The sequence below is a fragment of the Streptomyces sp. NPDC002896 genome (genome assembly GCF_040295225.1).
Taxonomy (GTDB): domain Bacteria; phylum Actinomycetota; class Actinomycetes; order Streptomycetales; family Streptomycetaceae; genus Streptomyces.
The window spans coordinates 1-8,122 of the sequence record NZ_JBEOVA010000083.1 but is presented as its reverse complement, the minus strand read 5'-3'; the positions used below and the strand labels follow the sequence as shown (position 1 = coordinate 8,122).

Below are 8,122 nucleotides of genomic sequence, written 5' to 3'. Positions count from 1 at the left end.
GGCCCTACCCTCATGCACGTCCCGAGCGAAGATCACCCCACCGAGTCGCCACACTCGAACCAATACTCACCTCGATCGATAGAGCAACGGCTTCTCAGCCGCGACGACCAGGGCGTTGTCGTGGCTGGCTGGGGGTGCGGCGAGGCTCAGATGGTGCGTGCCGAAGCCGACGGCCACGACGCGTGCACCGAAGTGCTCTTCCCCCTCGTCCGCCGGAGAGTGTTGTCGCTGAGTCTTGGCTCTGGCTCAACTTCTGTGACGCGGCCACTCTGAGTGACTGGTGAGCTTCTCCGGTGACAGTTCGGGGTCGTGCAAGAGGTCGTGCTCCGGCTGCAGGAGCTGTTGTTCCCGTCGATCGCGGACGTCGCGGTGGCGCCAAGAGGTGCAGTTGTGCCTTGATTCGCTGGACACAAGTGACTGACGGCGGTCACGCACAGTCACCACAGAAGTTGAGCCAGAGCCGAATCTGGTGAACGAAGCCAGCCAGGCTCTCGTCCAGCGGCACGGGCGGCCGGTCCGATCGCTTCGCCTTGGCGACGAGGCACGGCATGCGATCCGCGTGGCCTGAGAGGAAGCGCCGCAGCCGACACAGGGTTTCGCGGAGGGGCCGGTCCTCTCACGGATCCCGGAGGAGCCCGGCGACCAAGGCGGGGCTGGTTCGAGCTGCGCCGGGGCCACGCCGAGGATCCGCAGTGTCTCGTCGAGATCCATGCTGCTCCTTCTGGTCGGTGTGACTGAGCGGCTCAGTTGGCCTCTGCGCAACACCCAGCTCCCCTGGGCGTCCTCACCCTACGAACGGGAGGACCGGCCCGATTCCAAAAGGTAGAGCCTGCCTGAGTGCCGTACTTGGCCCAACCACTTCCCCGGCTCGCCCGCGTGCCACGGGACGCCGACCATGGGGCCTTGGCTCGGGCCGATGCGTCTCAAGCCGGGGGCGCGGGAAAGAGGCCAGGTCGGCGTGCGGGTGCCGCGCGGTCGGTCAGACCCTAGGCTCGGTGCATGCCCGACTACACCTCGGCGAAGCGGGTACGCGCGACGAGCGGCGGCCCGGCGTGGCTCCAGTCCGCCGCACGACCCGCCTGGCCACCGAACCGGAGCAGGAGCGGCGAATGAACCCGGACGATCTTCCCGCGCCGGCCGAGGGTCTGGTGCTCACGCACTTTTTCACCGTCTCCGATGTGCCGCGCTCCCGGGCGTTCTACGCCGACGTGCTGGGGGGAACGGTGGTGCTGGACGAGAATCCCTGCATCATCAAGGTCGCCAACAGCTGGATCATCATGAACCCGGGCGGCGGGCCCACCGACGACAAGCCGGATGTCGTGCTGCGCCCCCCGGAGGACCCCCACACCGCCTCCAGCTTTCTGAATGTGCGGGTGGCCGACATACACCGCTTCCACGCTGAGGCCGTCGCGAAGGGAGTGGAGTTCCTCACGCCGCCCATCGATCGTCGTGCGGAGCTGCGCTGCTACATGCGCGATCCGGACGGCTACCTCATCGAGGTGGGCCAGGCGACGGGGCTGCTCCAGGGCGTGCTGGCGCGCACGGACACCTGACCGGGGCGGTGCCGCGGTTACCACGCCGACGGCCGGCCGCGGCGGCGTGCTGGCCTCAGCCGGACGCGGCACCGGGCCCGTGGGCCCACGGCTGCGGGTCCGTCACCCCGCCAGGGCATGCCATCCGCTCGATCTCCCAGCCGGCGCGCCCTGCGCCGGCTCGGTACGCGCTCTCGTAGAAGGCGAGTACGGCAGCACGCGGGTCGGCCTCGGTACGGACCTCGTCGTACCGCAGCACGGCCAAGTGGCTGTTACCCCGGGCAATCCAGCGTGCCGCCGCGGGCCGGAGCGGCTGCTCGGCCAGGTGCGCGGGCTCCGGAGCGGTGTAGGAGTAGAACGCGGGCTCGGGGAAGGTGTCGTCCCCGAACCAGAAGCCGAAGCTGATCACCTCCCGGGAGTACGCCTCCCGGGTCACCGGGTCGATCTGCTGAGGCTGCTCGATGTGACGCCCGGAGAACCGGCTGTGGGCGATGTCGAAGGTGTGCCAGAAATGGTGTACCGGGCTGACCTTCCCCGAATACCCTGCGGCGAATTCCTCCAATACTGACGCCACCTGGCTGAGGACCCGCCAGTAGCGGTTGGCCTGCGGGGGATCGTAGGTCGCGTGCTCGGTGTCCTCGGCGAACGGCCGGCCGGCGTCGGGCAGGTCGAAGGGCCTGGGTACGTCGAGCTGCACCCGGATGCCCAGCGCGGCCAGCGAGCCCATGACCGCGTCGTGGAAGGACGCCACGGACTGGCCGATGAGCGGGAGGGATATCTCCCGGCCGTCCAGAGTCGAAACAGCCAGCTGATGTCCGACGAAGTCGAAGTCCATCGTGAAGATCGGATTGCCGTCGACCTGTCCCATCGGGCGAGTGGTGATGCCGCGCCCCGTGAGGTGGAACGGGACATTCCACCAGTGATTACGCCGGACGCTGGCAGCGAGGCGGACCTTCCCGACGATCTGCGCGAAGCGATGGAGCGTGTCTTTGGTGTCGCGCCACTCGGCCAGCGGGATCGGCGGGAACAGTTCCATTGTCATCACCTTCCCTCCCGCCCAACGCTCCTGATGGTCGGACGGGGCCCTGGATGACCATGATGACCGCGCCGGACAGGTGCGGCACCTCGTCGAACCCGGGAGGCGTATCAGCGTGCGTTCGCGGCACTGCCCCGGTCGCCTGGGCGTGTCTTCGGGATCGGCCCGGATCGGCCCGCGGCGTTTGGTGCCCTCCACTCGCTGCTCTCGTTCCGCCTCGGCCCCTTGACTCGGCGAGCAGCCGTGGGCCCGGACCAGCGCAAAATACCTGATCACAGGGGGAGCACGAGTGCTAGCGTCGCTCGTATGCCTGAACTCATCGCACCCACAGACCGGTTGCATTCCTCATGGCTCGCGGCGCGTGATGAGTGGTCTCCAGGTGCCCACCAGGACGGGAGCGGCTTGCGTCTCGCACCGGATGCCGACCTTGACAGCCCCGAGGTGCTACGACGGGGTCGGCCTCCTCCATCCAGCCGTGGTCGACCCGGACACCGGCTACCGCCGCTACCGAACAGACCAGGTCCAGCGCGCCCGGCGAACGACAACTTGGCCAGAGGTTGATGAGAAGAACCCTTCGGAAGTTTTCTGATTCGCCACTTACGTATCGTCTGTGTCGGGATGGGGGCTGCCGTCTCGTGCGCTACGCCTCGGGCGACTCCAGGTCGTACCGCTCCTTCACGAGCTCCAGATGCACCCAGCTCTCGACTTCACGCACGCCCGTGCACGCCCGCATCTCGTCGAGCGTCGCCCGTACCGCCGTCAGCGACTCCGCCGTGATCGTGCCGACGAGTTCAGCCCGCCCGATGCACGCCGACAGGAACGACACCCGGCTGAAGCCTGCGAGCGTCCGCGCCACCGGCTCCCGCGCCCCCTCGACCCGCACCGCGAAACCGCACAGATAGCCGAGACCCAGCACCTCGGGGCGGACCAGCGCCAGCACCTTCACCACCCCGCCCTCCAGCAGGCGCAGGGTGCGGGAGCGGGTGGCGCCCGCCGACAGGCCCACCCGTTCGGCCAGCTCCGCGAAGGGCAGCCGGCCGTCCCGCTCCAGCTCGTCCAGGATCTGCCGGTCGGTCGCGTCGAGCTCGTCCGCCGACACGGTCGGCTCCTCCGCCGGGAGGTAGGGGTCCTTCAAGTGCCGGATCGCGATCAACGGGTCGACCATGGAGACGCCCGGCAGCGACCGCACCTGCTCGATCGCCCGGTCCAGCTCCCCGTAGCCCGCCGTGCGCAGCTCGGTCATGATCGCGCGCCGGCCGGCGGTGAGCGTGACGAAGGGCGCCTGCGGCATCGCGGCGATCTCCCGTGCGACCCGCTCCGCCTCGCCGTGGGCGTCGATCGACAGATGCGCGGATGCGGTCAGTCCGCGCACCGCGGGGTGGATGACCGCGACGACCCGCACCGCACTCGAGTCGAGCAGTCGCTGCACACGCGCCCGGGTCGCCGGGCGAGACAGGCCCACGCGCTGTGCCAGCGTCTCGTACGTGAGGCGGCCATCCGTCTGCAGTTCGCGGACGACGGCGAGGTCGATGCGGTCCAGATCCACCGGGGCTGATCCCTTCGGCTCGGCGGCCCGGGAGGCGTGGTGCGCCCGGGTCCGCAGACATTCTCGGCCACCGCTGTTGTCGCCCGCCGACGGGTGACGGGTGTCACGGACGTACGGGCCGGTAGCGGTGGACAATCCTGCAGGATGAATCGTAAGTTCACTTCGCTGTTTACCGACGAATCATCTGTGGAGGATGGATGGGTCAGCCCGTGGTCGTCTTCACCGACACCGAGGACCTCGATCCGGAGCCCGGAGCCCGGCTGCTCACCGACGCCGGCTTCGACGTACGCATCGGCGACAGCCGCGACCCGGACGTCATCGCCGCGCTCGCCGGGGACGCCGTCGCCCTGATCGTCGGATACGCACGCGTCGACGCCGCCCTCCTGGACCGGCTGCCGCGGCTGCGGATCGTCGCCACGATGTCCGCCGGCTACGACATGGTCGACACGGAAGCGGCCAGGCGCCGCGGACTGTGGGTCGCCAACCTCCCCGACGCCGCGACCGAGGACGTCGCCGTCCATGCCCTCGCCTCGGCCCTGTCGCTCGTACGCCGCCTTCCGCGGGCCGACGCGGTGGTCAGGTCCGGCGGCTGGAACGCCGACTTCATCGGTGCGGGCGGCGAACTGCCCCGCCGGGCGAGCGATCTGACCCTGGGGCTGGTCGGACTCGGACGCATCGCCCGGTGCTTCGCCGCCCTCGCGGCCCCCGTCTTCGGGCGCATCGCGGCCTACGACCCGCACACAGGACCGGGGCCGGAGCACTGGCCGGCCGGCATCGACCGGTACGACGATCTCGGCGCGCTGGTCGCCGCGTCCGACGTCCTGTCCCTGCATGTTCCGCTCACGCCAGCCACACACGCAATGGTCGGCGCGGAGCTTCTGGGCCGGATGCGGCCCGGTGCCTTCCTCATCAATGTCGCCAGGGGTGAACTCGTCGACCCGGCCGCCCTGCTCGCCGCCCTCGACAGCGGACGGATCGCGGGAGCGGCCCTCGACGTGTTCCCCGTCGAACCCCCGCCCGCGGACGACCCGCTGCGCGGCCATCCGCGCATCCAGCTGTCCCCGCACAGCGCCTTCCTGTCCGACACCTCGCGCCGGGCGTACGTCCGCAAGCCGGCCGAGAACGTCATCGCCTGGCTGCGCACCGGGCGGCCCCTGACCCCTGTGGTCGACCCGACCCCGACCACTGCCGAACCCGCCGCCGTCCTCGCCGAAGGAGCCACCGCATGACCACCGAACTCCTCACCCCCGCAGCCGCGGCCACCGGGGAACTGCGGCTGCGCCGCGAACTCGCCGCCGTCTACCGGCTCGTCGCGCACTTCCGGATGACCGACCTGATCTTCACGCACATCTCGCTGCGGTTGCCCGGCCCGGACCACCACTTCCTCATCAACCCCTACGGGCTGCTCTTCGAGGAGATCACCGCCTCCAACCTCGTCAAGATCGACCTCGACGGCAATCCTGTGGAGCCCACCCCGTACCCCGTCAACCCCGCCGGTTTCGTCATCCACAGCGCCATCCACGCCGCCCGCGCCGACGCCCACTGCGTGCTGCACACCCACACCAAGGCGGGCTGCGCCGTCGCCGCCCAGCAGGGCGGACTGCTGCCGCTCAACCAGATGTCGATGGAGTTCTACAACCGCGTCGGCTACCACGACTACGAAGGCGTCGCCCTCAACCTCGACGAACAGCGGCGCCTCGTCGCCGACATCGGCAGCCACCCGGCGCTGATCCTGCGCAACCACGGGCTGCTGACGGTCGGTGAGAGCGCGGCCCAGGCGTTCCTGCGCATGTACTACCTGGAGAAGGCCTGCGAGATCCAGGTCACCGCCCAGGCCGGCGGCGGCCCGCTGGTCATCCCGCCCGCCGAGGTCTGCGAGTACACGGCGCAGCAACTCGCCGGTGAGGCCTCAGTCGACTTCCAGGACGACGACGCGTACGAGCTGGCCTGGGCGGCGATGCTGCGCCTCCTCGACCGGATCGCCCCCGACTACAAGGACTGACGCGCGTCGGTAGGGTGCGCGGATGATGCTTCGGCGGTGACGCCCGGCAGGCGATGGAGTTCTACAAGCAGGTTTTCGGCGGCACGCTGAGGCTTAAACACCTTCGGAGAGTTCGGGCGGCAGGGCACCCCGGAGGCCGACAAGATCATGCACGGCATGCTGGAGACGCCCAGCGGATTCACCCTGATGGGTGCTGACACCCCACCGGGCGTGGAGCGCACCGCGGGCAGCAACTTCTCGGTGAGCCTCAGTGGCGACGACGACGCCGAGCTGCGCGGCTACTGGGAGAAGCTGTCCGCTGGCGGCTCCGTGTCCGTCCCGCTGGAGAAGCAGATGTGGGGCGACGTGTTCGGCATGTGCACGGACCGCTTCGGCGTCCCCTGGATGGTCGACATCGTCCAGCCGCACAGCTGAACGGTGCCGGCGCGGGTGAGGTGCCGGTTTCTGACACGTGGTCCGTGGTCAGGGGAAGGGCAGAGTACGCGCGAACAGGGTGACCACTATCAGCACGACAGGGAAGCAGACCAGGAACATGGAGAACGTGTAGCCCATGATGTCGCGGGCCTTGAGCCCGAGGATCGTCAAGGTGGGCAGCATCCAGAACGGTTGAAGCAGATTGGCACTGGCCTCACCGAGGTCGTACACCACGACCACCCAGCCTTGATTCACATGGAGTTGGTTGGCCGCATCCAGGACGTAGGGCGCCTCGATCATCCACTTACTGCCGCCGCTGGGCACGAAGACACCGAGTACGCAGCTGTAGACGGCGATGAAGGCCGGGTAGAAGAACTCGTTCGATACCGAAACCAGCCACCCGGCGATCGTTTTACTCAACCCCGTGAAGGCGATCATTCCGAAGATACCGCCGTACAGCGGGAACTGGAGCAGGACACTCGAGGCCGCCGGAGTCCCGTCCTTGACCGCCTGCGCAAGGCGTATCGGACGCCAGTGCAGGATGAGCGCCAGCAGAATGAGGATGAGGTTGATGGTGTTCAGATCGAGCGCGTTGAGGGCGTTACCTTCGGCGCGTGCGAAGTGCCGTGCCAGGTACCAGACACCGAGCACGAACAGAAGGATCGCGAACACGGGGCTGTACTCGATCCACTCGCCGGGCCGGTTGCGACGCAGCACGGAGCCTTCCTCACCCACGCCGGGACCCAGGTCGATGCCCAATTGCTCGGCGGACTTCGCGCGCTCCGGTGAGGGCGACAGGAGCCAGGCCGTGCCGACAGCGACGGCAAAGACGATCGCTGTGGCTGCGATGCCCTGCCACAGGAAGATGGTGTCGGTCAGAGGGATGAGCCCGCTGCCACGCCCCTCCGCGATGACCTTCTGCACAGCAGGCGGGCTGGATGCGGCGCTGGCCACCTGGAGCGCCGCCGACCCGGACAGGCCTTGGGCCCATACGGTGCCGAGACCGAGGAAGGCCATTGCACCGAGCGCCCGGTAGTCCACGCCCGGGATCCGACGCGCAATCTCCTTGGCCAGGATCGCTGTGAAGATGAGGCTGAACGCCCAGTTCAGGTAGGAGCTGACCATGGCGACGGCCGCGGTGAACGCGATGGCGCCGCGTGGAGTACGAGGTACCCGCGCGACCCTGGCTATGAGCCTGCCGACCGGAGGTGAGACCGCGACCGCGTACCCGGCGATAATGATCATCGCCATCTGGAGTGTGAAGGTGATGAGGGACCAGAAGCCCTGTCCCCACGCATCGATGAGACCGTATCCGGTCGTTGCCGCCGGATCGGACGGGGCGCCGAACAGCTTCTCGCCAGACGCAAGGCCCAGCGCGAAGACAGCGAACGTGCCCACCAGCACGAACCCCAGGGCATCAGGCAGCTCTACCTTTCTGGATCGGGCCGGTCCTCCCGTTCGTAGGGTGAGGACGCCCAGGGGAGCTGGGTGTGGCTGTCAGGCAGCTGCCGATCATGGCTTTGATGGCTTGGCCGCCCGGTTCCCCACGACGACTCGGCCGCCGATTAGGAAGTGCGAACAAGTCGCTGCGT

Annotated in this window: 6 protein-coding genes and 1 pseudogene; 4 read left to right on the top strand and 3 right to left on the bottom strand. The window is 68.6% G+C overall.

What is annotated here, in order from left to right; translation table 11 throughout:
• Positions 1-1,109 precede the first annotated feature (1,109 nt).
• The gene (locus ABT009_RS47025) at positions 1,110-1,553 is read left to right on the top strand and encodes a VOC family protein (protein WP_351309509.1); all 444 of its coding nucleotides are present in this window, start codon (positions 1,110-1,112) and stop codon (positions 1,551-1,553) included.
• Between the two features lie 55 nt (positions 1,554-1,608).
• On the opposite strand, the gene ABT009_RS47020 is transcribed toward ABT009_RS47025, so the two are convergent.
• Positions 1,609-2,568 (bottom strand): DUF5996 family protein, encoded by a 960-nt coding sequence (locus tag ABT009_RS47020; protein ID WP_351309503.1) that lies wholly within the window; start codon positions 2,566-2,568, stop codon positions 1,609-1,611.
• A 640-nt stretch (positions 2,569-3,208) separates the two neighbouring features.
• The gene (locus ABT009_RS47015) at positions 3,209-4,249 is read right to left on the bottom strand and encodes an Lrp/AsnC family transcriptional regulator (RefSeq protein ID WP_351309500.1); all 1,041 of its coding nucleotides are present in this window, start codon (positions 4,247-4,249) and stop codon (positions 3,209-3,211) included.
• Positions 4,250-4,311: 62 nt separating this feature from the next.
• Between ABT009_RS47015 and ABT009_RS47010 the strand changes: the two genes are divergently transcribed.
• From ABT009_RS47010 to ABT009_RS47000, 3 genes and pseudogenes are all read left to right on the top strand, one after another.
• The gene (locus ABT009_RS47010) at positions 4,312-5,343 is read left to right on the top strand and encodes a C-terminal binding protein (RefSeq protein WP_351309497.1); all 1,032 of its coding nucleotides are present in this window, start codon (positions 4,312-4,314) and stop codon (positions 5,341-5,343) included.
• Complete coding sequence (locus ABT009_RS47005; protein ID WP_351309494.1) at positions 5,340-6,116, top strand: class II aldolase/adducin family protein; 777 nt, start codon at positions 5,340-5,342, stop codon at positions 6,114-6,116. The genes ABT009_RS47010 and ABT009_RS47005 overlap by 4 nt, the downstream gene beginning before the upstream one ends.
• Before the next feature lie 53 nt (positions 6,117-6,169).
• Positions 6,170-6,530, top strand: a pseudogene (locus tag ABT009_RS47000) (VOC family protein).
• A gap of 48 nt (positions 6,531-6,578) precedes the next feature.
• On the opposite strand, the gene ABT009_RS46995 reads toward ABT009_RS47000, so the two are convergent.
• On the bottom strand, positions 6,579-7,928 hold the full coding sequence (locus tag ABT009_RS46995) for a short-chain fatty acid transporter (RefSeq protein ID WP_502990107.1): 1,350 nt from the start codon (positions 7,926-7,928) through the stop codon (positions 6,579-6,581).
• Positions 7,929-8,122: the final 194 nt, after the last annotated feature.